The 23611-nt window shown below is 58.0% G+C and carries 23 protein-coding genes; 8 read left to right on the top strand and 15 right to left on the bottom strand.

All coding sequences use genetic code 11. The features are described 5' to 3' along the window. Nucleotides 1-9: 9 nt before the first annotated feature. Nucleotides 10-693, top strand: a complete 684-nt coding sequence (locus tag DIZ22_RS19080) for a CDP-alcohol phosphatidyltransferase family protein (protein WP_063141852.1) — start codon at nucleotides 10-12, stop codon at nucleotides 691-693. A gap of 183 nt (nucleotides 694-876) precedes the next feature. Here the strand turns inward: DIZ22_RS19080 and DIZ22_RS19075 are convergent, their stop codons facing one another. Then, nucleotides 877-1770 (bottom strand): SDR family oxidoreductase, encoded by an 894-nt coding sequence (locus DIZ22_RS19075; protein ID WP_063141850.1) that lies wholly within the window; start codon nucleotides 1768-1770, stop codon nucleotides 877-879. A gap of 394 nt (nucleotides 1771-2164) precedes the next feature. On the opposite strand from DIZ22_RS19075, the gene DIZ22_RS19070 reads away from it, so the two are divergent. Both DIZ22_RS19070 and DIZ22_RS19065 read left to right on the top strand, forming a co-directional pair. Next, entirely contained in the window at nucleotides 2165-3856 is a 1692-nt protein-coding gene (locus tag DIZ22_RS19070) for an FAD/NAD(P)-binding protein (protein ID WP_122928575.1), read from the top strand. Continuing rightward, a complete protein-coding gene (locus DIZ22_RS19065) occupies nucleotides 3853-4353 on the top strand; it encodes a DUF1543 domain-containing protein (RefSeq protein WP_122928572.1) in 501 nt (166 codons plus the stop codon). Before DIZ22_RS19070 ends, DIZ22_RS19065 begins: the two co-directional genes overlap by 4 nt. 60 nt (nucleotides 4354-4413) lie before the next feature. Here the strand turns inward: DIZ22_RS19065 and DIZ22_RS21970 are convergent, their stop codons facing one another. From DIZ22_RS21970 to DIZ22_RS19055, 3 genes are all read right to left on the bottom strand, one after another. Further along, nucleotides 4414-4590: a hypothetical protein gene (locus tag DIZ22_RS21970; protein WP_163000303.1), complete on the bottom strand. Its 177-nt coding sequence runs from the start codon at nucleotides 4588-4590 to the stop codon at nucleotides 4414-4416. Between the two features lie 169 nt (nucleotides 4591-4759). Next, nucleotides 4760-5956, bottom strand: a complete 1197-nt coding sequence (locus DIZ22_RS19060) for a DUF2252 family protein (protein WP_072895472.1) — start codon at nucleotides 5954-5956, stop codon at nucleotides 4760-4762. Between the two features lie 190 nt (nucleotides 5957-6146). Beyond that, a complete protein-coding gene (locus tag DIZ22_RS19055) occupies nucleotides 6147-6401 on the bottom strand; it encodes a hypothetical protein (RefSeq protein ID WP_063141512.1) in 255 nt (84 codons plus the stop codon). A gap of 201 nt (nucleotides 6402-6602) precedes the next feature. On the opposite strand from DIZ22_RS19055, the gene DIZ22_RS19050 reads away from it, so the two are divergent. The 4 genes from DIZ22_RS19050 (at nucleotide 6603) to DIZ22_RS19035 (ending at nucleotide 11577) form a co-directional block, all read left to right on the top strand. Beyond that, nucleotides 6603-6878, top strand: a complete 276-nt coding sequence (locus DIZ22_RS19050; protein WP_201038990.1) for a PadR family transcriptional regulator — start codon at nucleotides 6603-6605, stop codon at nucleotides 6876-6878. Nucleotides 6879-6898: 20 nt separating this feature from the next. Further along, complete coding sequence (locus DIZ22_RS19045) at nucleotides 6899-8053, top strand: hypothetical protein (RefSeq protein WP_234780522.1); 1155 nt, start codon at nucleotides 6899-6901, stop codon at nucleotides 8051-8053. Between the two features lie 177 nt (nucleotides 8054-8230). Next, nucleotides 8231-9940: a thiamine pyrophosphate-dependent enzyme gene (locus tag DIZ22_RS19040; protein ID WP_072895478.1), complete on the top strand. Its 1710-nt coding sequence runs from the start codon at nucleotides 8231-8233 to the stop codon at nucleotides 9938-9940. Beyond that, nucleotides 9937-11577 carry an FMN-binding glutamate synthase family protein gene (locus DIZ22_RS19035; protein WP_063141506.1) on the top strand — a complete coding sequence of 547 codons (1641 nt, stop codon included), beginning with the start codon at nucleotides 9937-9939 and terminating at the stop codon, nucleotides 11575-11577. Before DIZ22_RS19040 ends, DIZ22_RS19035 begins: the two co-directional genes overlap by 4 nt. A gap of 866 nt (nucleotides 11578-12443) precedes the next feature. Here the strand turns inward: DIZ22_RS19035 and DIZ22_RS19030 are convergent. The 10 genes from DIZ22_RS19030 to DIZ22_RS18980 form a co-directional block, all read right to left on the bottom strand. After that, nucleotides 12444-12590: a lmo0937 family membrane protein gene (locus DIZ22_RS19030; protein WP_004209597.1), complete on the bottom strand. Its 147-nt coding sequence runs from the start codon at nucleotides 12588-12590 to the stop codon at nucleotides 12444-12446. A gap of 396 nt (nucleotides 12591-12986) precedes the next feature. Further along, complete coding sequence (locus tag DIZ22_RS19020; protein ID WP_004209592.1) at nucleotides 12987-13472, bottom strand: hypothetical protein; 486 nt, start codon at nucleotides 13470-13472, stop codon at nucleotides 12987-12989. A 268-nt stretch (nucleotides 13473-13740) separates the two neighbouring features. After that, a complete protein-coding gene (locus DIZ22_RS19015; RefSeq protein ID WP_240626777.1) occupies nucleotides 13741-13953 on the bottom strand; it encodes a hypothetical protein in 213 nt (70 codons plus the stop codon). Nucleotides 13954-14044: 91 nt separating this feature from the next. Beyond that, a complete protein-coding gene (locus DIZ22_RS19010) occupies nucleotides 14045-15109 on the bottom strand; it encodes an AI-2E family transporter (RefSeq protein WP_122928570.1) in 1065 nt (354 codons plus the stop codon). 115 nt (nucleotides 15110-15224) lie between these two features. Continuing rightward, nucleotides 15225-17444, bottom strand: coding sequence for an amylo-alpha-1,6-glucosidase (locus DIZ22_RS19005; protein ID WP_122928568.1), 2220 nt, complete (start codon nucleotides 17442-17444; stop codon nucleotides 15225-15227). 8 nt (nucleotides 17445-17452) lie between these two features. After that, nucleotides 17453-18547, bottom strand: coding sequence for a glycosyltransferase family 4 protein (locus DIZ22_RS19000; RefSeq protein WP_122928566.1), 1095 nt, complete (start codon nucleotides 18545-18547; stop codon nucleotides 17453-17455). A 160-nt stretch (nucleotides 18548-18707) separates the two neighbouring features. Continuing rightward, nucleotides 18708-18908, bottom strand: a complete 201-nt coding sequence (locus DIZ22_RS18995; protein ID WP_072894357.1) for a hypothetical protein — start codon at nucleotides 18906-18908, stop codon at nucleotides 18708-18710. Nucleotides 18909-18965: 57 nt separating this feature from the next. After that, nucleotides 18966-19283, bottom strand: a complete 318-nt coding sequence (locus tag DIZ22_RS22290; protein WP_240626851.1) for a helix-turn-helix domain-containing protein — start codon at nucleotides 19281-19283, stop codon at nucleotides 18966-18968. Between the two features lie 786 nt (nucleotides 19284-20069). After that, a complete protein-coding gene (locus DIZ22_RS18985; RefSeq protein WP_010337908.1) occupies nucleotides 20070-20360 on the bottom strand; it encodes a hypothetical protein in 291 nt (96 codons plus the stop codon). A gap of 58 nt (nucleotides 20361-20418) precedes the next feature. Next, nucleotides 20419-20970 carry a type 1 glutamine amidotransferase domain-containing protein gene (locus DIZ22_RS18980; protein ID WP_010337909.1) on the bottom strand — a complete coding sequence of 184 codons (552 nt, stop codon included), beginning with the start codon at nucleotides 20968-20970 and terminating at the stop codon, nucleotides 20419-20421. Between the two features lie 229 nt (nucleotides 20971-21199). Between DIZ22_RS18980 and DIZ22_RS18975 the strand changes: the two genes are divergently transcribed. Continuing rightward, on the top strand, nucleotides 21200-21850 hold the full coding sequence (locus DIZ22_RS18975) for a sigma-70 family RNA polymerase sigma factor (protein WP_010337910.1): 651 nt from the start codon (nucleotides 21200-21202) through the stop codon (nucleotides 21848-21850). Nucleotides 21851-22054: 204 nt separating this feature from the next. On the opposite strand, the gene amyA is transcribed toward DIZ22_RS18975, so the two are convergent. Continuing rightward, on the bottom strand, nucleotides 22055-23533 hold the full coding sequence (gene amyA / locus DIZ22_RS18970; protein ID WP_122928563.1) for an alpha-amylase: 1479 nt from the start codon (nucleotides 23531-23533) through the stop codon (nucleotides 22055-22057). Nucleotides 23534-23611 lie beyond the last annotated feature (78 nt).

The following is a 23611-nucleotide window of genomic DNA, read 5'->3' as shown; positions in this document are numbered from 1 at the left end:
TAAGGGACTATGACAATTCCCCTAAAGAATTTAGCAGCCCTTTCCCGCATCCAAGAGAATTGGCTTGCCGCGAAAGAGCGGAAATTGCTGAACTGGTTATGCGCTCAAATGCCGCAGTACGTCACCCCCGATCGCCTGACGGCCTTGGGCATGTTCGGTGCATGTTTGATTTTCATAGGCTATGTGGCAAGCAATCTACACACATCGTGGCTGTCGCTCGCCATTGTTGGTTATGTCGTCCAATGGTTTGGGGATTCAATGGACGGGAGCATCGCTCGCTTTCGCCGCATTGAGCGTCCTTCCTATGGCTATTTCATCGATCATAGTTGCGATGGGCTTGCGACCCTACTCATCCTTGCCGGCATCGGCCTCAGTCCGTTCGTCACCATGGACATCGCGATGGTGGCGCTTGCTGGATATTTGCTGCTCTCGATCCACGCCTATCTTGCTGCGCGCGTGCTAGGAGAGTTCAAGCTGTCATATCTCGCAGCGGGCCCGACCGAATTGAGATTGATGCTTATCGCGCTCACGCTGATGATGATGGTTTTGGGTTCTGGTCCAGGATATTTTGGGCGCCTGTCGGGCTTCGACCTGTTTGTCGGGGCAGCAGGCTTTATTCTTATTCTTCTTTTCGTCATTCAGACCTTGACCACGGGCCGGCGGCTGGCGCGCTCCGAGCGCTGGGAAGGGTGAAAAGCAGCGTCTCAGGGGCGATGGCGGATTGCAGATTTAGAAACCGTAGCATGAACGACGCAAATGGTCGCTTCCCTTCCAGCTGGTTTCCGGCAACGCCCAAGGCAATACATTCCATGAAGGCACGTTCCCGGATATTCACTGCCATAACGGCCCCACAGTGATGCGGGGCCGTTATTTGCATCACGCGATACCGGCACCTCCCGTCACACCATAGACTTCGCCCGTGATATAACTGCCCTCCTGCGAGGCAAGCAGCACATAAACGGGCGCAATCTCGACTGGCTGGCCAGGACGACCGAACTGGCTCTGCTCGCCGAACTGTCTGACCTTTTCCTGCGGCTGCCCCCCGCTGGGCTGCAGCACGGTCCAGAATGGACCGGGCGCCACCACATTGGCGCGGATGCCCTTCTCGATCAACTGCTTTGCCAGCGCCTTGGTATAGGCGACGATGCCGGCTTTGGTCGTGGCATAGTCCAGGAGAATGGCCGACGGCTCATAGGCTTGCACCGAGGCGGTGGTGATCACGGATGCGCCAGCAGGTAGATGAGGAACCGCCGCCTGCGTGATCCAATGCATGGCATAGAGATTGGTCTTGAGCGTACGGTCGAAATCTTCCGAGCTCACGGCTGTCACATCATCGCGATATTGTTGATGACCAGCATTGATGACGAGGATGTCGAGGCCGCCTAGGCCAGAGAGCGTTTCATCGACAAGTTTGCGGCACCAGCTCTCATCGGTGATGTCGCCCGGTAGCGCCACGGCCGTGCGCCCTTCAGCCTCGATGAGGGCGACCACTGCCTTTGCGTCAGCTTCTTCACTTGGAAGATAGGAGATGGCGACATCGGCGCCTTCTCGCGCAAAGGCAATGGCTGCAGCCCGGCCGATGCCGCTATCGCCACCGGTAACGAGCGCCTTGCGGCCCTTGAGCTTTCCTGAACCGACATAGCTGTCCTCGCCATGATCAGGCTTTGGATCCATGTTTGCTGCGATGCCGGGGACCGGTTGCGGCTGCTCTGGAAATGGCGGCTTGGGATATTGCGCGCGCGGGTCCTGCATGGTGAGACGCTCTGCCATGTTCGCTCCTTGCTGAGTGGAATGATGGACATTGTCCGGGTTGCCTCCTGAGGCGACAGGGCAATTTACGAGCCGCAAGGGCATCTGGTTCCAGTGAATGAGCTGCGTAGACCGATCGGCGGGAGCAGTTGCGATGGCGGCGGCGCGCGCCTTTAAACGATGGTAGAGTTCATATCGGCGCAAGACGCGCATGCTAGATGCATCATCCGTGGTGAAAACGGCGTTCAGCTGAGGCGATCTGTCGTGGCGGAGGGCGGGAGGCCGGGCTTTGAGGTCCTGTTCTGCGAGCTCATACGGTGCCGATACCGCGTGGCGCTAACAGGAAAAGAGCTTAATTCGCATCAACTATGGCAGTTACCATGGCACTCAATGGCGCCACGGGAATTGCACTGACATGGCTACCGCAATCGCTTTCGTCGGCGCAGGTCCGACCACCATCTATACGTTGAACGCGCTGATTGAAGCCCTAGGCAATTTACCAGGCCGGCCTGACGCCAATATCACCATATTTGAACTGCAATCCCAGCCAGGTCTGGGCACCCCATATCGGCCAGGCTGGAATGATCCCGCCATGCTGTCCAACATTGCGAGCGTCGAAATTCCGCCTCTGGCAGAAACGTTGATCGATTGGCTCGGCCGCCAGGATGAGGATCGGCTTCGTGCACTCGGCATTGATCGATCAGGCGTCGACGAACGGGCTTTTTACCCGCGGGTAGCGCTCGGCCGGTTCTTTCTCGACCAGTTCACCCAACTGGTCGAGCGCGCCCGTTTGAAGGGGATCGACGTTCATGTCCGCGCGCGAACCAAGGTAGTCGACATTGAAGTTGAAGGAGACAGCCTGAAGCTGATGATCGCCCCTGCCCGCTTGCCCCAGTCAATCGAGTGGTTTGATTATGTCGTCCTGGCGACTGGGCATCAGTGGCCCGAAGAGCCCGAAGTGCGACCCGGCTATTATCTGAGCCCATGGCCGGCAAGCGCGCTTCAGCGGATTTCCGCTACAAAGGTTGGGCTGCGCGGAAGCTCACTGACGGCCATTGATGCCGCGGTGGCTCTGGCTGTCGCCCACGGTCAGTTCGAATGCCGGAACGGCGGAGCTTTGACATATCGGTCAAAGCCCGGCCATGAAAAGCTTCAGATAACGATGATGTCGCGCAAGGGCCTGCTTCCGGAAGCTGATTTCTACCATACCATCCCCTACATACCGCTTTCGATCTGCACGGAAGCAGCGATCACAAGCCTGATCGAGGATGGAGAAGGCGATATTCTCCGTCGAGCCTACGCGCTTTTCCGGCAGGAGCTGCAGGAGGCTGACCCGGATTATGCGAAACGCATCATGCTTGCAGACCTCGCGCCCGAACAGTTTTCGGATCGCTATTTTGGAGAGCGCGCCAACGTCGATCCATTTGAGTGGGCAGCGACCAACCTGGCAGAAGCCAAGCGCAACTTCGCCAAGGAAGTCACCGTTCCATGGCGCTATGCCATCTTGCGGATGCATGAGGTGATGGCACTGATCGTTCCGCACCTTGATGAAGATGAACTCGAGCGGTTTGACCGCTTTCTAAAGCCGATATTCATCGACGACTATGCAACAGTGCCACACCTTTCCATCGAACGCCTGATAGCACTACATCAGGCAAAAAAATTGGATGTGAAGGCATTGGGAGAAAATTACAGAATCGATAGTCATCAAGCCGATTCCGGTGTGCATGTGTTGATTGATGGCGAAGATGACCATTACCCTGTGTTCATCGAAGCAACCGGACAGCGTCCACTCGATGTTGACGCATTCCCCTTCCCAACCTTGATCGAACAAGAAATCGTCCAAAATGCCGCAGACACGCAAGGCTGCAGCGTCAAAGGTGTCGCAATCGACGAGCGCTATCATCCTGTCTCTGACGACCCGGCGGCGCGACGCATATTCTGTCTAAGCCTGCCTTTCATTCTTGGTCGCCATCCCTTTGTCCAGGGCATCACCAGCTCCCATGAAATGGGGATGGTAGTCGGCGCCGACCTGGCTTGCGCGATCGCGATACGCCCATCGCGATCGCCTGTACGATCCGAGCACCAGCCCGGAGCACTGATATGAAGCTTTTTGCGATATATGTGGGCGGCGAACATCCCAGGGCCCATATCGAAATCCACGATATGCGGTTTGTCGTCGCTGATACGATCACGGACACCCATGCAGCATTGCGGGAGCAATGGTGGGGCACGCCAGGCACGCTGCACATAGACTGCTGGGCTGTGATCGATCATGCCGATGGCTACAATGTCACTTTGCGCCCCGAGCGATGGACGGGCGCCGAGAGGCTATATTATGTCAATCTGGGAGGGTATGACCCGACCGACTTCGCGGAGCAGCATCGCAACATGTTCGTCGTGGCAACCAGCCTGTCGCGGGCGAAGGCAAAGGCGATCGACGCCGTGGCTGGATGGAAGGACGCCCATCGTGACGACATGTATGAGGCGGAGCAGGCTTTCGCGCTCGACACGATGGTCGGGGAGCAGCTCCACATCCATTTGACGCCGAGCCTGCCAGCCCGCCCGTTAAAATTCAAATGCAGCTACAAACCGCTAAAATAGAGGCACTCCAATGAAAATCGCCGCCCCTGCCCGGGGCGGCGATTTTCGCGCGGAGGACCGTCAGTCGCCGGTGCCGGGCTTGTCGGTCTTGGGTGGCTTGCCATCTTCCATCCTACCTTCGTTGCGAAGGTCGCGACCCTCCTGGGCCTTCTTCTGGCTTTCAGGCGATTTGCCATGCTCGAAAGCTTCTTCCTTCACGTAGCCGGCGGCTTCCTTGGCCTTGCCTTCAATGCTCATGATACTCTCCAATCTGCTCGAGACAAATATTGTCCCGCCAGAAGGACAATCCCTAGCCAAGAGGGGCGTTCCCGGTCGCCGCTGTCGCTTTAATCTCGATCAGTGTGATTTTACTGAGCGCAGTCGGCACGTCCGCACGGCTGAGCATCCTTCCCAGGCTAAAGATGTCTCAGCGCGCCAGCGCATAAATGCGACAATGGTCGAGATAGCCTGCTTCATGTCGCGCCGCCAAGGCAACTACGGCCCGCCACAACCAGGATGGCGCGTCCATGCCTTTTGACCGGCCGTTGCGCAAAGTCGTGAGCCATGTGCGGCGTGTCGCTTTGTCCATTTGTCGAGCATGGGCTTTTCCCACAACGAAGGCGAGATATCGCGCGGCTTTTAGGGCCTCGCCCCGAGAAAATTGTTCTGCCTCGATCTTGAGGTCTTGCGGCATCAGTTCGCGAACGAAGATCGAATGTCCAAGCATCCTTGCTGTGGCCATGCGCTCGCCCAGATGCGGAGACAAGGCGCGTGCTGCTGCCAGCACGCGTTCAGCAGGATCATCCGGCATGCAGGCTCCGGACGCGATCGGCGCGACAGGTTGAACAGCTTCCTTGAGATCGACCAGCGCATGATCGGTGCGCTTTTTTCCTTCCAAGGTGACGACCGCGGCAAACCGCAGAAGGCCAAGCGAACTGCAACCCTTCATCCAATAGGCAGCGTCCGCCATGATAGGTGTGCGTTCTTTCCCGCGATGATCGAGAGACAGGATCATCGCGCTGACAGGCGGATGGATCACGACATCGCGCAGGGCCGCATATTCCTTTTCATCGAGCGGCCAAAATCGCTTGCCAAGAGGAATACAGGGTTCAATCGCCTCCAGCCGCTCTTTGGCCAGATGACGCCATTTGCGGTTGAGAGCACGGCGGCGAACCGTGCGCACCGCATCAGGTTCCTGCTGGGCCTCCCGCTCGTCCTGGTCCGGGTCGGAAAAGGCTTCGGCGTAGCCCGCAATCATCTCTTCCAGCATGCGAGCGGTGATTACGCCTGGAAGATCGGAACCGCGCGCCGCAGTCGCAAGTGACAGACCAAGGCGGATGAGATCATGGGCGGGATTGCCGATGACTGCCTGATCAAGATCGCGTATCTGGATCGCGACATTGCCGTCGCTATCCGCTAACGGACCAAGATTGCCAAGATGGCAGTCCCCGCAGATCCAGATCGCGGGCCCTTCCGGGACGATCCGGGCAAGCCTGCTATCTTCCAGCCATTCGTAGAAACGTGCAGTGTTGCCCCGCACATAAGCATGGGCCGACCGTGCCATTTTGAGGTCACGACGGGCATGGAGATAGGGAATGCGTTCTGCAGGTGCGAATGGCTTCATTGAGACATGAACGAGCAACAATTTGTGCCGTTCCGTTAGCTTTTGCGATGGGCTTTTCAAGCTGGGCCGGTGACTGGCATGAGGGCTGTAACATGCCTTGCTGCACAAAATGATGGATCGGATGCTGCTCTGGCCAAGCTCTCCGGAAACCTGGTCAGCCGCAGCGACAGGTCTTGTGCGAGGCCGGCGATCAGCAGCCCGACTTGCGCGCGAAAGCGAGGAGCGTTTCTGCGACAATCATGCGCGCGTCACCTTCTATTGCCAGGCTTTTCGGGTCGAGGCTGTGATTCAGTTCACAATTGAGATGCGCTTGGGCAGCGCCTTCCAAATCGAGGGACAATCCCTGCAATCGCGCCATGTTGATGGCAAATTCAAGCGTAGTCTGCGCCAGCTTGGTGGCGGCGACGGATTGCAGTCTGAGCGCGTAAGCTTCTTCTTCCGTCATGCCTTTTCCTGCTCAGATGGTGCGAAAAGCCTGTCATCAATTCCGTTTGGAGAACCTAGTGGGACGATTGGCAATCGGTCAATCTCAAGCAACATTATGGCGTGCTTCCATGCTACATTCCGATGGAAGCTTGACAATAAATCTATATAGGTAGATTTATTCATCATGCCTCGAACACGTTCCTTGTCCTCTCACGCCCGGATGGTACTTGCCGTCCTGCTCGATGCCGATGGCCAATGGTCGCACGGTTATGAATTGGCGCGCCGCGCTGATGTGAAATCCGGCACACTCTATCCGCTCCTCATCCGCCTGGAAGCTCAGGGACATCTGGAAGCAGAATGGCAGCAGCCAGTTGAAGCGGGCCGCCCGCCACGGCACGCCTACCGGTTGACGGCGAGCGGTGTGCAGCTTGCCCGCGCCAATCCTCCCGGTCATCCGGTCACAACTGCCGTGCGCAGCCGGCAGGCAACCATATGAGCATAGGGCTTCGTCGCCGCTTGATCGATCTGGCCTGTCGTGCGCTGCAAGCTACGCTGCCCACGCCTTTGCAGCCATGGGGATGGGCGATCCGTTGCGAAGCCGCTGCCATCCCGGATGACAGCAAGGCTCTCTTATTCACGCTCGGTAGCCTATGTGGGCTCATGCCGCGTGCGGTCGCATCGCGCCTGCTGACCATCTTCGCCTCGCCTGTTGGTGACCATGTTTCCCGTCCGGAAGGATTGATCATCATGCATATCGTCAACGCCGCTACACGTCGTCCCCGTGCGCTGGGCATCGTCTGTCTGACCAGCGCTGTCCTGCTCGGCACTGCCTATATGGCGATCGCCGGCGCGCCGATGCGCTATCTTGGGGTGAATCTGGGCGCCTTGATCATCGGCTTGACTCTGCTGCTGCTGCTGGAACGCGCGGCCCGATCGGGGCAAGGTTGGACGGACGGGGCAAACCTCATGATGGCAGGCGCATTGTTGGCAACAGCTCTTTTCGGCTCCCAAGCCGATGGAATAGCGCGCTGGGTTTATTGGGGAGGATTGGCGATGCAGCCAAGTCTGATCCTCTTGCCGACAATGCTCGTCGCATTTTCGCGTTTTCGAAACGTCCCCGCGACTGTCAGCATCGTCGCGGCTGCGGTCGCAATGGCGCTTCAGCCCGATCGCGCGATGGCGGCGATGCTCGTGATCTGCCTAACCGCGCTTGCAGTCATGCGCCCCGATCGACATGTGTGCACCGCACTTGCTGCCAGCGCCGCGAGCTTTGCGGCAACGCTGATCCGTGCCGACAGACTGCCCGCAGTACCCTATGTCGATCAGATTCTCTATTCATCGTTCGACCTTCATGCCGTTGCGGGACTGGCGGTATTGGGCGGCTTGATGCTGCTCGTCGTCCCTTCAGTCATTGGTTGGCGCCGGGCTGCCCAGAGCCGCGCAATCTATGTCGCATTCGGCGCCGTCTGGTTCGCCGCGATCCTGGCGGCTGCCCTGGGCAATTATCCGACGCCGGTTGTGGGCTATGGCGGTAGCGCCATCATCGGCTATGCGCTGAGCCTGCTGGCGCTGCCGAAATTCTCCAGTGCCAACGCCCTGGCTACTGCCCCCAAGTGCGGCGCTATCGATGATATGCCCACGGATGGCCCGTTGAGCGTCGCGCTTGCCTGATGGCGTGTGGCGCTTCTATCGGCTCGCAGCTGACGAGGGGCAGCCCGTTGTAACGGAAAGAGGTGCCAGGCAGCCACCAGACGACCGAGCGCCGTTCAACATAACTCATTTGTAACGGAACATGGGTGCCGCTCGCCGCTTACCCCTGCATCTCAAGATGCTATCGGGGAACAGTTCATGACCACAGTGGCGCAGGTAATCGTGGAGACGCTCGCGGCAGCCGGGGCTAGGCGATGCTACGGCGTCCCGGGCGACACCCTCAACCATGTGACTGATGCCATCCGCAAAAGCGACATTCGCTGGGTTCATGTGCGCCACGAGGAGGCGGGCGGATTTGCAGCGGGGGCAGACTCGATGCTGACCGGCGAATTGGCCCTGTGTGCGGGCTCCTGCGGCCCCGGCAGTCTCCACTTCATCAATGGCCTGTTCGAATCCCACCGCAATCGCGCGCCCGTGGTCCTGATTGCCAGCCAGATCGTTCGCGATGAGCTGGGCTTCGACTTCCCACAGGAGGTCGACTTCCGGTCAATCTACCAGAGCTGCAGCGTATTCTGTGAAGAGATCAGGACGCCCGCACAGGCACGGCGCAAGACCGCGATGGCAGCCCAGGCCGCTCTGGCGAAGAAAGGGGTGGCGGTACTGATCGTGCCTGCGGATGTCTCGAGCGCCAAGGCCCCCGACGAGCCACCCTTTGCGGTTCATCCCGCCCGTCCGCTCATACGCCCGACCGATGCGGATATCGACCGCATCGCCGCTAAGATCGCCAAGGGCAAGAAGATCGCCATCTACGGTGGATCGGGTTGCGAGGGCGCCCATGATCAGATCATTGCCTTGGCGCAAGCGCTCCAGGCACCGGTCGCCCATACCTCGCGCGCCAAGGATTTCCTGGAGCATGACAATGCATTCAATGTCGGGATGACCGGCATATTCGGCGGTGAGGCGGGCTATCATGCGCTGATGGCCTGCGACACGCTGCTGCTGCTGGGCTGCGATTTTGCCTGGCGGCAATTTTATCCCGAAAAGGCAACTATCATCCAGGTCGACATAGATGGTAGCCATCTGGGACGACGCCATCCTGTCGACCTTGGCGTCGTGGGCGATGTTGCTGCAACGATCGAAGCGCTGCTGCCACGCATAGCATCGCGTAGCGAACGCGCGTTTCTCAACGAATGCCTAGCTCATCGTGCCCGAACGGTTGAGGATGAGGCCAAGCATGCGACCATCGGCAAAGGTGGGGCAATTCATCCCCAATATCTCACCGAGATGATTTCACGGCATGCGCCCGCCGACAGCATCTACACCGCCGATGGTGGATCGCCGATGGTATGGTGCCTGCGCCATGTCGCGGCCACCGGGCACAATCGCACCGTCATCAGCCTGAGCCATGGCACAATGGCCAATGCGATGCCTCAGGCCCTGGGCGCCAAGGCGGCGTTCCCCGACCGGACCGTGATATCCTTGTCGGGCGATGGCGGCATCGCCATGCTGTTGGGCGACCTGCTGACCGCAGTGCAGGAGAAGCTGCCGATCAAGGTCGCGGTGTTCAATAATGGTGCACTCGATTTCGTCGAAATCGAGCAGAAGGTGGAAGGCCTGCTGGAGGCCTATACCGACCTCGTCAATCCTGATTTTGCGCGCGTGGCCGAGGCGATGGGTCTATGGGGCCGGCGCGTTGAACAAGCCGACCAGCTTGAAGGGGCCGTAAAGGACTGGCTCGCCGCGCCCGGACCGGCTCTGCTGGATGTGGTCACGGATCGGTTCGAACTGGTCATGCCGCCCAAGGTCGAAGTGGGGCAAGTTGCGGGCATGGCGCTCTATTCGGCCAAGGCGGTGCTGAACGGACGCGGTCGCGATGTGGTCGGGCTGATCCGAAATCTTCTCTCGTGAGCGAAAGACCCAATCTGGTCGCGGCATTGACCCGCGACCGTCCGCTGTCCCGAAACCTGCTGCTGCTGATCGGGCTAGTCGGCACGATTGGAGCGCTGGCCATTGGCTGGCATCATCGCCATGCGCTGTGGCTGTTGCTTGTGCTCGCGCCGATCCTGGTCCTGGCGTTGACCGATCTGTTCCAGTCGCATCATAGTCTGCGTCGAAACTATCCCGCCTCCGCCCGCTTCCGCTGGTTCTTCGAATGGTTGCGTCCATTTGCCAGGGCCTATTTCGCCGAAAGCGATCTGGATGGGCGACCCTACAGCCATGATGAACGGGCGCTCGTCTACGCTCGCGCCAAGGGCGAGGTGGATGCCCATCCATTCGGCACCGAACTCGACGTCTATTCCGACGAATATGAGTGGCTCGCTCATTCGATCGCACCGTCGCGTGACGCCCCCAGAGAGACGCGGGTCCATGTCGGCACGGATCAATGCAGTCGGCCTTATCAGGCGGCGCGCCTCAATATTTCGGCAATGAGCTTCGGCGCACTCGGCAGCAATGCTATCGAGGCGCTCAACCTCGGCGCAAAGATCGGTGCTTTCTATCACGACACTGGAGAAGGCGGCCTGTCGCCCTATCATCTCAAACATGGCGGTGACATCGTCTGGGAAATAGGGTCGGGCTATTTCGGCTGCCGAGACCGACAAGGCCAGTTTGATCCAAGCCATTTCGCTGATAGGGCCGCCCATGACGCAGTGAAGATGACGGAGATCAAGCTGAGCCAGGGCGCCAAGCCCGGTCATGGCGGACTATTGCCAGCGGCCAAGGTGACGCGCGAAATCGCCGAGACCCGCGACGTGCCCATGGGCGAAGATTGCCTCTCCCCCGCTGGGCACAGCGCCTTTTCTACGCCGATCCAGCTCGTCGAATTTGCTGGAAGGATGCGCGAACTTTCTGGCGGCAAACCGGTCGGGATCAAATTGTGCGTAGGCTATCCCCATGAACTTTTCGCTGTGGTGAAGGCGATGATCGAGACCGGCATCCTGATCGACTTCATCGTGATTGACGGCGCCGAGGGTGGCACGGGGGCAGCTCCCACCGAATTGTCGGACCGGGTCGGCATGCCGCTGCGCGAGGGACTGATGCTTGCGCGCAACGCACTTGTCGGTACAAATCTCAAGGGAAAGATCAGACTGGCGGCGTCAGGCAAGATTAGTTCGGGCGCGGGGATCGCGATGAATGCGGCTCTGGGCGCAGACTGGTGCAATGCGGCGCGAGCCTTCATGTTCTCGCTCGGCTGCGTTCAGTCCATGCGCTGCCATACCGACACCTGTCCAACCGGCGTGGCGACGCAGTCACCGGCCCGTCAGAGAGGGCTGGTGATTCCCGAGAAGGCGGAACGTGTCGCCCGGTTCCAGCAATCCACCCTGTCGGCACTGCATGATATCGTCGTTGCATGCGGCCTCGATTCCCCTGACGAGTTTACGCCGGACGGATTGCGCCAGCGGATCAGTGCCGTTGAGATGCGTTCCTTCGATGAACTTTATCCTTTCGTTGAGCCTGGGGAACTGCTCGATGGCGCTCGCGATCCGCGTCTTGCGCGCTGGTGGGCACAGGCTGATGCAACCTCGTTCAAGAGGCAAATAGACTGATCGATGGTCGGCAAGCCCGGCTCGGTCTGGCCTTAGATTGCGTTCACCCGAAAGCATTCGCCCGCGGCTGCACGAGCCACTATTTCCGGTGTCTCGCGCTGATCGTCGACGGACGAAACATATCCGCGAAAGCCGAGAAAGAAGCGAAGTCTAGCAAAAGCGAGCTACCCAACCGGGAGGGCTTTCCACAAGCTGGGTAGACTAAGCGAGGCGTCAGCGCGCATATGTCAGTTTAGAGAGCGCGGAAGACGACCCGGCAGCCTATCGATCGCTATCTTCTTAAAACTGAGTAATCGACTCATTGATTGCGACTTGAGCCATCGAAAAATGGAGTATATTCTTTGCCTTGCAACCGCATGGTCACTGGATTGTTATGAAGAAAATATCTGGAAAAAGAAGGTAGGCATGCCACACAAGGATGTTCAAGTCAGGAAGGCTGATAATGGATTGGCGAATATTGCGAAATCCGATCCTGCGCCAGGCCTTGATCGTGCCGCTGAGAAATCATGCGCTACTTCCAAGCCCGCGCGCCGAATTCTGACACTGCCGTTCGCAACGAATTAGCAACGGAGCGGCCTGTCCAGGTGCTGCACGCAGACATCATCTGGCATGATCCGGCCATCGAAATGCCGGCAGCACGCTTTCGGGTTAGCTGCTAGCTCTCAGGTAGCAAGCACTTGTGTAGAACTGACCATGCAGAGAAATGATAGATCGGCGTCATTATGGCCAAGCTTTCCGATCGGTCAGAGATATTGGTGATCGGGCCTCCTGCCGTTGATGAATGTTGGGGGCGTCGGTTGCTCGCACCTAGCCCCACCAACATTCCGCTGGTTCACATCGCTGATTTTGAGCGCCCGGCTTTCCAATCAGGCTCGTCTTCCGGTCACGAACTGATAGACCAGAACGATTACGGCCAGAACCAGGAGTAGATGGATCAGGCCACCGCCGACCGGAATGACGAACGCGCCCAGAACCCAGAGAACGAGAAGGACTAGAAGAATTGTCCACAACATAGAGGCGTTCCTTTTTTATCGAGCAGAAAATTTCCAACCAGAAATCATCTTAGCCCACGCGCGAACAGGAGAGCCGTTAACAGAATGGCGCCACCCATGGCGACATGTTGGCCGGTTAAAGCTCGGGACGAAATATTGTCGTCCGACCGCTGCAGTTCTTCGGCGTCCGCGAAAATGGCCAGGTGCGGCAATGGAGTGGGTCGCGCCTCAACAAAGTGCATTAAGGGGGAAAATTGCATCAAGCCGGTCTCCTCGAAGCAATGAACGCTCAAAGATCTGAAATGGTCCAATCCGTTAGCAAACTTCGTAACGGTGAAGGATGTCAGGCTACAGACAGATGATGTGCCGATTTGCTCTGGTCTCTTGGCATTGCACGTTGCGGTGAGGAGCCGCCTTTTACGGTGAATATATTCTGCTGCCGGTGACCGGATCATATTCGGGCGGCGGCAGGCTGCTGATTCGATCCAGCATGCTCTGACTTGGCGAGACGCAACAAATATCCCAGATCTGCCCGACAGGATAAGCGCCTACCGCGAGGAAATCCCGACTCTGCTTGACTGCGCGGTGGCCGGTTCCGGCCGGCAGCATCAGCGCATCGCCGGCCGCCACCGCAATTTCAAATCCGGCCGATCCTCCAAGCGCGAGAGTGGCATGACCCGAGGCCATTCCAAGCACTTCATGCGCAGTCGAGTGATAATGGTCATAATCATAGATCTTGTCACGCCACTCAGGCAGCCAGCCATGGCTCGCAAATCGTGCCTCGAAGGCCTTGGCCAGATCCGTCCTCTCGCTTGGCTCCACGCCGAGGTACAGCCCGACCGGGATGGCGGAATTATTGGGCACCCAACCATCTCGCGAGAAAAGGATCGACTTAAAGATCATGCCTTTTCCTTAATGTTTTCAATGGACGAGTTCGACCGACAATGGCTCATATCGCAGCCCCCTCCCAAACTGCGGCGACGGGTTGCACAGTCGCGCTGCGAGGGGCCTGCATCCAATGGCTTTGCAAGCCGTAATTTTCATCTCGTGGGCGATCGATAGGGCCGCAGATTTCGGTTCAAGTTTTTTCCGCGATTCGCGTCTGCAAGGACAGCATCGCGAACGACCGGAGCATGCGGGAGAGAGAGATCGTGGCAGGCTTCCAGTCGCCTCAAAGGGCCATCTCGACAATATCCAGGCGATTGTCCTGCGCGTAGATCATCGCAGCCTGCAGGGCGTCCATGCGCGAGGCATAACCTCTGTTGTCGAGATTGAGGACTGGATCGCAAGGTCGCCCGCTCTCGGCGGTGATATGCCAGCGGCCCTTTTCCTGCCTGATCGCAACATATTTGAACATCATCGAAGATCCTGCAAGGCGCGCCATTGGTTCGCCGACAATGCGGCAATCGCCGTTTCGTTCCCCCCGGGTCGATCTTGCGTTCATGGAGGCTATGCGGAATCCAACAATTCCCTGTTCAGTCTCGCGTGGAAGCGGCTTTCTGCTCTGCCAATATATCCCATCCCGTCAGGAAGAAGGCCGCAGCAATCGGCCCAACCACGATGCCGCTGAGCCCAAGTGTTTCGATACCGCCGAGGGTTGTCACCAATATGAGCCAATCCGGCAGACCGGTATTTCGACCTACGAGCATGGGCCGTAGGAGATTGTCGACAAGACCGATCACAAAGACGCCGGAAGCAACCACGATGACGGCCTGCCAAAAATCGCCCGTAGCAAGGAGATAGGTCGCTACCGGCAGCCATATTATCGCAGGTCCGATCGCTGGTAGCAGGGCGGCAATCGCCATCAGCACCCCCCATAGAAGGGCGGCAGGCATGCCTACTATCCAGAAAGTTGCTGCGCCCAGCATGCCTTGCGCCAGGGCGACAATTCCCGATCCCTTTATGGTCGCGCGCACGACGATCACGAAGCGGGTTGCAATCCGATGGGCAATGGTCGGTTCAAGTGGCAGTCTTGTGATGATCTGCGATGCTAACGCCTCCCCATCGCGCAGGAGAAAGAAACTCACATAGAGACCCACCCCAAAGGAAAGCACGAAAGCTGCTGCGTCCGCGCCTATGGTCAATGCGCGCCGCGTCAATATGCTCGCGCTGTTGCTCAATGCCTGAGAGATCTTGGCTTGTGCCCGCTCAAACGTGCCAAAACCGGCGTTCTCCACCCAATGCTGCAACCGCATCGGCAAAGCAGCATGCACCTGACCGAAATAGGTCGCAAAGTCGATCTGGCCACTTCTGATCTTTGCGTAGACGCCGCTTGCCTGCTCGATCACGAGACTCCCGATTATCAAGGCCGGCATGATGACAGCTATGATAATGATGAGCAGCGTCAACGCCGCCGCCATGTTGCGTCGCCCGCGACAGTCGAACAGGATACGTCTGTAAAGCGGCTGAAAGAGCAAGGCCGCCAGAGCAGCCCACAATAATGCCGAGATGAAACCGGAAACAATCAGACCCAGCCCGAGCGTCGAGATGGCGATGAAGAGGATCAATCCTCCATTGTCGATACGCTCGCGCGAAATCATCCAAATTCCGATCGTTTATTGCTGATGTGCTGAGCGGGACCAGCGCCCTGTGCGTGGATGCAATAGTCGGCCGCTGCTATCCGGCTCAGCTGTGCGCGGTCCCAGGACTGGCTCATCACGCTATACTGACGATCCTCACCTGACTGTTCCGATGCTGCGGTTTGACGACCACCGTATCTCCCAGCCGCTCAAGCATGATATCCGCCTCAGCCAGGCCCAATGGCAACGCCTTTATGAAAAGGCGGTCGAGAAATGTCGGCAAGGTGGGTTGGCGGAAAATGATTCCGCTGGACGAGACGTCGAACGACAGTCCAAGACTGGCCTGGATCAGCGATAGCGGGGCCGCCGCCGACCATGCCTGGGGGCTGCAAGCGACCGGATAAAAGGTCGGCCCTTGGGAGCGTCGTCGCGGGAAACCGCAGAACAGTTCAGGCAGCCGCATGAGATCGACATAGGTTGCAGCGGCGAAGAGCCCCTCGAATATCTGCGCCGCCTGACGCTGAAAGCCATATCGCGAAAAGCCTGCGGCAATCAGCGCATTGTCGTGCGGCCAGATGGAGCCATTATGATAGCTCATGGGATTGTAGCGTTTTTCGGTCGACGCGATCGTCCTGACGCCCCAGCCGGAAAATGAGGCGGGCGCCATCAAGGTTGCCACCACCATGGGCGCGCGCTCTGGCCGAGCCAGGCCCGTGTAAAGGACATGGCCTGCGTTGGAGGAACGAACCCGACAGGGCTGCTTTTGTCCATCGAGCGCGAGCACATATGTTCCCAGTTCCGCGTCGAAGAACGACGCGTCGAAACGCTGCTGGAGATCGACAGCCCGGGCAAGATAGGTTTCCGAGCGATCCTGATCGCCCATCGCACGATAGATGAGGCTTGCCGCTTGCCACGCGCCATAAACATAGGCTTGAACTTCAGCCAAAGCGATCGGGCCTCTGGCGATGCTGCCATCGGCATGGAAGATGGAATCATGGCTGTCCTTCCAGCCTTGGTTCTGCAGGCCCTGATCCGTCAGGCGTCCATATTCAACGAAGCCGTCGCCATCGCGATCGCCATGAGTGTCGATCCATCGCAATCCAGCCTCGATATTGGGTAACAACCCAGCGAGATATTCAAGGTCCCCGGTGCGCTCCAGATAGGCGCCGGCCAGCATGACGAAAAGCGGCGTGGAATCGATGCTGCCATAATAATGACGGAAAGGCACCTCCCCCAGCTCGGCCATTTCGCCGTGACGTACTTCGTGCAGAATTTTGCCTGGCTCGGCATCAGCGGCCGGGTCGAAATCCGTCGCTTGATGCGCAGCGAGATATCCCAGCACGCCTCGGCTGATGGCCGGGTCCATCCAGATCGTCTGAAGGGCAGTGATCAGGGCATCCCTGCCGAAAACGGTGCTGAACCAAGGGATGCCCGCATAGGGATAAGGCCCAAATTCTGTATCGGTGGAGAGCATCGAGATGTCGGAAACCGAACGCCGCGAAACGGCATTGAACAGGTCATTGGACGATTGCATCGAAGCACGCCGGCGTCGCGCATGCTGAAGCGCACGCATGGCCTCGCGCAGGGATTTTAGAAACAGCTTGGGCAGGGGTTGATCGACCTCATTTTTATGTTCGCAGGAGATACGCGCGAATAATGTGGATCGACTGCCTGGGGCAACAGTGACTTCAAATAGCGCCTGCTCCGCCGTTAGTTGCGCGGGTGCGGGATCAAAATGGAGATGTGTCGAGCGTTCAAGGTCATCGCGTCCTTGATAGCCCAGCAGGACATCGGCGTCTCCGACCTGCGGCTCGTGCATGGTGCCGCGGCGCAATCTGGTCATGCCACGTATCTCGAACAGATCCGCGAAATCGGAAGCGAAGGACAGACCCACCGACACCCGCCGCTCTACAATGTCGAAATTGCGCACAATGATGCGTTCATAGATTGCGCCGTCCCATAGAAAGCGGCTGCGACGCAGATGGATCAGGTCATGCTCCACCTCTACGCGCCCGTCCTCTCCAAGGAAGTCCGGGTTGGCCAGATCACAGGTCAACATCGCATTGTCGTCCCGCAGCGCCGAACTCAGCAGGATCGGGCGCATGCCATTGACCGTAAGGTATAAGTGCGAAAGATGGCGCGTATCGCGATGGTAGAAACCCTCGGGACTACCAGGCCCGGATATGGCGTCGCCGCTATGATCAAAGACAGCAAAACTGTCTCCATGCTTGAGTGTGCGTGGGCGACGTTCATGCAACGAGGCGGTCGCAGGAATGAAGAACTGGGTTTGCGCCTGCGACAACGCCTGTCCCCCTGCAATGCCCGAAACCCCTGGCTGCGGTTGGGTCTGCGACATGGCGGCTCCTATGCGACGATCTGCAATTCCGATTCTTCGCCGCGCCGGCGACGCAGCCAGGCTGCGTCGGTGCGCGCACCGGGCAGTCGATGATATAACGCGGCATAATCGGCAGCCATCCTGTCAGCCGTGAACCGTGCGTCGAATACGCCGCGCACCATTTTGCGCTCGAGGTGACGAATTTGTTTCACCGCTTCGACAGCCTCGTCTTCGCTGTCGACGATGAAACCCGAGCGCCCATCCTCTATGACCTCCGGAACCGATCCGCAGCGGAAGGCGATGACCGGCGTTCCGCAAGCCATGGCTTCGATCATCACCAATCCAAAAGGCTCAGGCCAGTCGATCGGAAACAGCAAGGCGCTCGCACCACCGAGGAAATCGGCTTTCTGTCGCTCGTTGATCTCACCGATGAAGCGAATATTGGGATATAGTTTGACAAGAGGCGCGATCTCTTCCTCCCAATAGGCGCGATCGACCGCGTCGATTTTCGCCGCAATTCGCAACTCCATGCCGGCTCGGGCTGCGATGCGAATAGCGCGGTCCGGTCTCTTCTCGGGCGAGATACGCCCGAGAAAGGCGAGATAACCTTCATTTTCGCCAAGGCTGGGGGTGAGAAGGTTGGCCGGGAGACCGTGGTAGATGGTCGCGCCCCAATTGACCGGGGGCATGGGTTGCCGTTGATGATCAGAGATCGAAACCAGGCAGTGATCGCCAAAGCAGCGATAGAATGGCGGCAGATCAGGCAGGTCCAGCCGACCATGTAATGTCGTCACGGTGCGTCCAATAAAATCCTGGATCATTGGCAGATGCAGAAGATCTATATGGAAATGGAGCGCATCAAACTCGTCCGCCCGTTGCCGCACTGCATCAAGCATCATCATATGATAGGGGATCGTGTCGACGATGCCCGGGGTCAGTCGCAGCGCCGCCGGCGTGATCGGAACAAGCTCGGCCGAAGTCTGCGAATCGCCGCTGGCGAACAGGGTCACGTCGTGCCCCTGATCCACCAAAGCTTCGGTGAGATAGGAGACGATCCGTTCGGTACCCCCGTAAAGCTTGGGCGGTACACTTTCAGCCAGGGGAGCGATTTGAGCGATCTTCATGCGGCTATCCTCTAACGGAGATAGGCCTCGTCCCCCCCTCAGCACACGAGCCGCAAAGTAAAGCCGCATGGATGGTTAAAGTTGCATTGCGGAAACAATAAAATAAAGAGCAAACCCGAAACGATATGAAATATTGATCTAAATTAATAAGATTTTATCTTTAGTCTTCCGCAAAATCTTCAGTTTGTCCTTTTTCCAGCTGTTCGCGTGCCAGTTCTGCGGCCCGCAACAGGGAATGACCCGTCCCCTCCGCTGCACTGGCTGTCAGCGTTATTGCGATGCCGTTAGGACCATCAAGCATGATCAATCCAGCGTGGGCTGAGGCAATGCCAGCTTCTTCATGAATACCCGGGGTTGGCATATCTTCTTCGCTCCTTCTCCAGGCCCCGACAACGACAGGCTGGCAAGGGCGGTTCCGTCAATTCTGCTCTTCGAGGAAAAGGTAAGCAGGATCAAATTCGCCCAACCGCTCCAGGCCTTTTCGATCGCGAATTTCAACATCATGGCGATGCATCGCCAGGAGGTTGCGGTCTTTGAGATCCCGCAGCATCCGGTTCATATGAACGGACGTAATGCCGCACGCCTCTCCCAGATCGGCCTGCGTCATCGGAAGGGTGAAATGCGATCCATCGCTTCGACCGATCGCGCGCAATCTCGCTTCCGTCTCGCAGAAGAAATGGCTGACCCTCGCGATCGCGTCGAGACGGCCGAGGCGAAATATCCATTCGCGATGCATCGCAGCATCAAGGAGCGTGCTGAACCAAAGCAATTTCGTGAGCGCCGGGCGCGTCGCAACAAGGTGATCGAGCGCAACATGGGGCACCAACGCTACCCGACAGGCGGTCAAGGTCGCGAGGTCATGATCAAGATGACCAAGCGGGTAGCCATGAAGGTCGACGAAGTCGCCGGCCACATGCACTGCAACAAGCTGCCGTTCTCCCTGCCGGTCATCCATGTATCGGCACATCACGCCTTCGAGGAGATAGGTGCTTGTGGTGATATTTTGATCGCGAGAGATGAAGGTCTTGCGAGGAGGCAGGTTTCGCACGTCAGCTACCGCAGCTTCAAGCGCTTCGAGATCCTGGGCACTCAGGAGGTCACGCCTTCGACCTCGCAGAAAGTCGGCAAACACCATCATCATGTCCAGCATTGCAAAAATGGATGAGCAACGCATTCGCACATCACCCGACAAGGGTCGAGTGCTAAGCATCACTCACGCTTCGCACAAGCGATCCTGCCGATATCCGAGCGAACCGGATCGCTGTCGCCGCGGTCAAAAGGTCACCGGTGCATCACGCGGGAGTCGCATCGAAAGCCAGACACTAAAAACCCTGCATCTTTCGATGCAGGGCTAGGGGGGCCGCAAGTCAATGACTTACCGCATGATAACTTCTCAATGTCCGATTTGTATCCGAAGAAATGCGCTCACTCGAAATTTTCTGGTCAAGCTGCACGCAGGCAGTCACACCTTCCCTAAAGATCGCGCTGCCTTGGTAATTCGCAAGCTCCAGCGCGTCTCTCTTCAGGAGGCGTCCGGACTCCCGCTATCAGTCCGCTTTCGCGTATGTTTGTAGCTCACCGCAGGGCTATTCGTCGCCATGGATGGTTTTGTCCTGCAGGCAGATTGCGCATTTTGCGCCACCGTTTTTTCAAAGGTCCGCTTGAGCAGCCAACCCACCGCAAAGGTGACTGTCGCAGTGACAGCGGCACGCGCTGCGGTTTCCGCAATTCCGATCTTCACCGCGTCCTGCATCGCCTCATCACGGGACTGGCCAAATGCCCGACCCTGAATGGCCTTTTTACGAAAAATCATCGACCCTCACCCTGTTGAAAAATTGGCGGCCGCTGTCCGCCGCCGTTCCAGAAAACGTTCAACGCGATGACGCGTTTGCAAATGCGTCGACGAGTGCAGCACAAAATGCCGGCAGATCATCAGGACTGCGACTGGTGATACACTGACCGTCGATCACGACTTCCTCATCCACCCAATGACCGCCGGCATTTTCGATGTCCGTCCTGATCGAAGGATAAGAGGTAAGCGAATGACCGGGGGCTATCTTGGCTTCGATCAAAAGCCAGGGCGCATGACAAATAGCCCCGATCGGTTTGCCCGCATCGAAAATTGCCTCGACAAAGGATATCGCTTCGCGGCTGGCACGCAATTTGTCAGCACCCACACTGCCACCGGGAATGACCAGGCCATCGAAAGATGCAGGATCTGCTTCAGAGAAGGTCATGTCGACGGCATATTCGCCACCCGGATCAAGATCATGAACATTGGTGCGTGCCTGGCCAGATTGAAGGCCGATCACTTGAACGCGCGCACCCGCCCTCTTCAAGGCGTTCATCGGCTCCAGAAATTCGACTTCTTCCGTACCGCGCGGAGCGATGAGAAGGGCGATCGTGCGGTCGCTGAGCGACATGGCGACTCCTTTGGAAATAGTTTTTCTGACTGGGTTAGATGAGGGGGTAACGGCCAGAGGCCCTGCAGGATCCGATCGCCCCGTAAACATGCGCTTCGCACCGGCTTGCCATGGCCGACAGGCGGCTGGCGCAGAGGCGGACAGGTCTTCGCCCGCCGACCCCAGCGGAACAGATCGTCAACCACCCCGTTATCAGACACAGCGCTACATCATCGTCACGAAGGGTCTTATGACGGCAACGCAAATCGCCGAGACTCCGCACAAGCTGACTGACACAGCATTCAAGCGGGAACTCACGCTGGTCCTGCCGCAACTCAGAGCTTTTGCCCGCAGTCTGTGTGGCGATCGCGATCTTGCCGACGACCTGGTTCAGGAAACCATGCTGAAATCCTGGAACGCGCGGGGGCGGTTCATACCCGGCACCAATTTTCGTGCATGGACGTTCACTATCCTTCGCAATCACTATTTCAGCCTCAGCCGGCGCAGCAAATTTGTCGGGGCGTGGGACGATCTTGTCGCAGACAGACTACTTGCCGCGCCCGCGGAACAGTTGCAGATTGTCGAGCTATCCGATGTCGTGCGCGCTCTTGCGCAGGTTCCCGTCCCTCAACGTGAGGCACTCATATTGGTCGGGGCGGGTGGCTTTTCCTACGAGGAAGCCGCGACTATCATGGGCACTGCGATCGGCACGGTCAAAAGCCGCGTTGCTCGTGCTCGCACGGCGCTCGAAGCTTTGATCAACGATGGCCAATTAGCCCAGTCCCGATCGGAATTCGAAGCTGATGAGAATGTGACAAACCTGTTTTCTGTCATCGATGCCATTGAAGATCGGCAGCCGGCTGGAGAGCCGGGTGAGGCTATGACCCGTCTCGTTGCCTGAAGGGCTGCATTCACTTGGCCGGGCGATGCAGAACGCGCTTATCCGTCTGCGACGACTCGCCAGAGTTACGCTGACCGCCATCGCGCCAGTCCTGAACCGGCGCCGCCAGCCTCTCGGTTCGTTCGAGATGCACCTTGTCCTGTATTTAAAGAAATAGGCTGCCAGAAGAGCCGAAGGCCAAGAAGGCAAATTCCGGAAATTGCGTTATGTGCGAACCCAAAGACTGATCGAGCCGCCGGGCACCTTAAGGATGATGCTTCCCTTTTCATCAGCGATTATCTCTTCACCATGATGGCCCAGAAAATCATGGAAAGATGCCCCTGCATGCTCCGGTCCGAGCTGGACCGATTTGCTCGCCTCTTCGCCATTTGACACAAGCAGGACACATCCTGGCTGATCCTGGGTGCCATGGCGTATGACACCGACACAATGTGGATCATCAAACAGATCGCTTTGCGGTCCATGGGCATAGAGTTGCCGTGCTCTGAGCAACTGAGGCAGACATGCCACCGGCTCGATGACGATCTCATGCGCGTGCCCATCGCCACCTTGATCGGCATATCGTGCGCCGAAAAGATCGGGATAGAAGATGCATGGGGTGCCCTGTTCGCGGATCAGGATCAAGGCATAGGCCAGGGGTTTGAACCAATCCTCCACGGGTGCTTCAAGAGCCTGGAGCGGTTGGGTGTCGTGATTGCCGACGATCGTTACCGCATGATCCGGGGCGGCATGCAGCAGCGAACCATCGAAGATCGTTCGCAGGTCAAAATCGCCGCCGGCTCGGGCCGCATCGTGAAAACGATGGAGAAGGCCGACATCGAAAAGCATGAGTTGTCGATCGACCATGTCCAGATATGCTTGCAGGACCGTCATGTCGGGATGCCAATATTCGGCGACGACAAACAGCGCGTCGCCGACGCTTTCGCGCATGTGCCCTACCCAATCGCGGAAAAACCATGCAGGGATATGCTTGGCTGCATCGAGACGGAATCCGTCACAAGGCAGTTGATCAGCCAGCCATCTGCCCCAATATTTGAGCTCTTCATAGACCGCCCGGTTCCGAAACTCGACGTCTGATCCCATCAGATAGTCAAAATTGCCCTTTTCGTCGTCGACCTCGATATTCCATTCCCCATCACCATATTCATTGACGAGCCGGAACACGCCATCTTCATCCGGTTCTTCAATATGGTCGACGCCGGTGAAGCATCTGGCATCCCAGACAAACTCTGAATAGCGCCCCTGGCGTCCAGGGAAAACGTAGCGGGTCCAGGCGCGAGCCTGGAATGCTTGGTCTTCCACTTCGTCCCGATTATCGGGATTGGCCCTGCGAACATGGACCGTTTCCATCTCGTCCGCGCCCATTTTATGATTGAAGACAACGTCATGAATGACGCCAACGCCAACGTCGTGCAGCGCATGCGCCGCCTGTTCCAGCGCGGCGCGATCACCATATTTGGTGGCTATGGATCCTTTTTGATCGAATTCGCCCAGGTCAAAAAGATCATAGCTGTCATAGCCTACGGAATAGCCGCCTGCAGCCCCTTTATAGGCCGGGGGTAGCCAGACGTCCGTCACACCCAACTCCTTGAGATCCTCCGCTTTTTGAGCGACCTCGTCCCAGAGCTGGCCTCCATCAGGATAGTACCAGTGGAAAAACTGAAGCAGCGTGCGTCCGGCCATGAAAGCTCCCGTTCCAACATAAGTCGCTGCCGCTAAACGAGCGCATGGGACAGGAGTTGCAGAGTCCTAATTGCTTGC

The sequence above is a fragment of the Sphingobium sp. LF-16 genome, assembly GCF_003711185.1.
Lineage (GTDB): Bacteria > Pseudomonadota > Alphaproteobacteria > Sphingomonadales > Sphingomonadaceae > Sphingobium > Sphingobium yanoikuyae_A.
Note: the sequence above shows the minus strand (reverse complement) of the source record. Positions and strands in the feature narration are given on the sequence as shown.